The organism is Massilia sp. CT11-108, assembly GCF_047302915.1.
GTDB lineage: Bacteria > Pseudomonadota > Gammaproteobacteria > Burkholderiales > Burkholderiaceae_D > Telluria > Telluria orientalis.
On record NZ_JBKYMO010000898.1, the window covers coordinates 1 to 1,370 of the forward strand.

Genomic DNA, 1,370 nt, shown 5'->3' on the forward strand with positions numbered 1-1,370 from the left:
GCACGAAGCCGTGCGCCGACCCGGGCGACGGCCGCGAGGGGCGCGACCGCGAGACGCTGGCGCTCGCGCAGGAAGGCCTGGTAAAACAGGTGCTGGCGGCGAATCCGCGCACGGTGATGGTGCTCGTATCGAGCTTCCCGTACACGATCGGCTGGGCGAAGGAGCACGTGCCCGCGATCGTGCAGATGGCGCATGCGTCGCAGGACCAGGGCACGGCGCTCGCGCAGGTGCTGTTCGGCGACTACAACCCCGGCGGCAAGCTCGTGGCGACGTGGCCGGCGGCGGAATCGCAGCTGCCGCCGATGATGGACTACGACATCCGCCACGGCCGCACCTACATGTACTTCAAGGGCCAGCCGCTGTTCCCGTTCGGGCACGGCCTGTCTTATACGACGTTCAAATATGGGAAGCTGCGCACGAGCGCGCCGGCGCTGGCTTCCGGCGGCACGGTCGACGTCGACGTGGACGTGACCAATACGGGCAAGGTGGCGGGAGACAGCGTCGTCGAGCTGTACGCCGCGTGGCCGAAGTCGCAGGTCGAGCGGCCGCGCCAGGCGCTGGTCGGCTTCCGGCGCGTGAACGTGAAGCCGGGCGAGACGCGCACGGTGCGCATCCCGCTCGCGGCGCAGCGCCTCGCGTACTGGAACACGCAGGCGGGCCGGTTCGAGGTCGAGCCCGTGCCCGTGACGCTGATGGTGGGCGAGTCGTCGGCCGACATCAGGCTGACGACGACGCTGCCCGTGAAGCGCTGACCCGCGCCAGGTGACGGCCGAGCCGCCAGCCCAGGCACAGCAGGGTCAGGGTGGGCGGCAGGCCCCACGGTTCGGGGATGACGGACGCGTCGCACACGTACAGGCCCGGCGTCGGCGTCGCGAGGTCCGCGTCCAGCGCCTGGCCGATGGGCACCGTGCCGCCCGGATGCGCGGCGAAATGGTGGCTGGCAAAGATGTGATGCGCGCCGCTGGCTTCCAGGATGCCGCGCGCCTGCGCGATGCCGGCATCGAAGCGGCGCCGGTCTTCCGGCGCCAGCGTCTTGTCGACCCAGCGCGGGCCGACATTGCCTTTGATCTCGTCGCGGATCTTGACCATGATCGTCAACGTGCGGTCGTGTGCCAATAACCGGTCGACCCGGCCCGCCTGCGCCGCGAACGCCTGGTACATGGGGCGGGGCAGCGTGAGGTCGGCCAGGCTGATCCCGGCCTCCGGGTCGTAATGCCCGGCCGCCATCGGCACCTCGGCGCCGCCGCCCTCGATGCCGTCCACCGTGCCCATCACGGCCACGACGGGGTCGCTGAAGAACGGCGCGGGACCACTCAGCAAGCCGGACGCGCGCAGGATGCGCGGGCTGCCGATGCCGCCCGCGCATCCTG

Annotated in this window: 2 protein-coding genes; one reads left to right on the plus strand and one right to left on the minus strand. The window is 71.2% G+C overall.

Annotated elements, in window-relative coordinates; all coding sequences use genetic code 11:
• Positions 1-752: glycoside hydrolase family 3 C-terminal domain-containing protein (locus ACEN88_RS31795; protein WP_413346164.1), on the plus strand; the 752-nt coding region annotated here is incomplete at its 5' end.
• Here ACEN88_RS31795 and ACEN88_RS31800 read toward each other — a convergent pair.
• Positions 718-1,370: GMC oxidoreductase (locus tag ACEN88_RS31800; protein WP_413346166.1), on the minus strand; the 653-nt coding region annotated here is incomplete at its 5' end. The genes ACEN88_RS31795 and ACEN88_RS31800 overlap by 35 nt on opposite strands.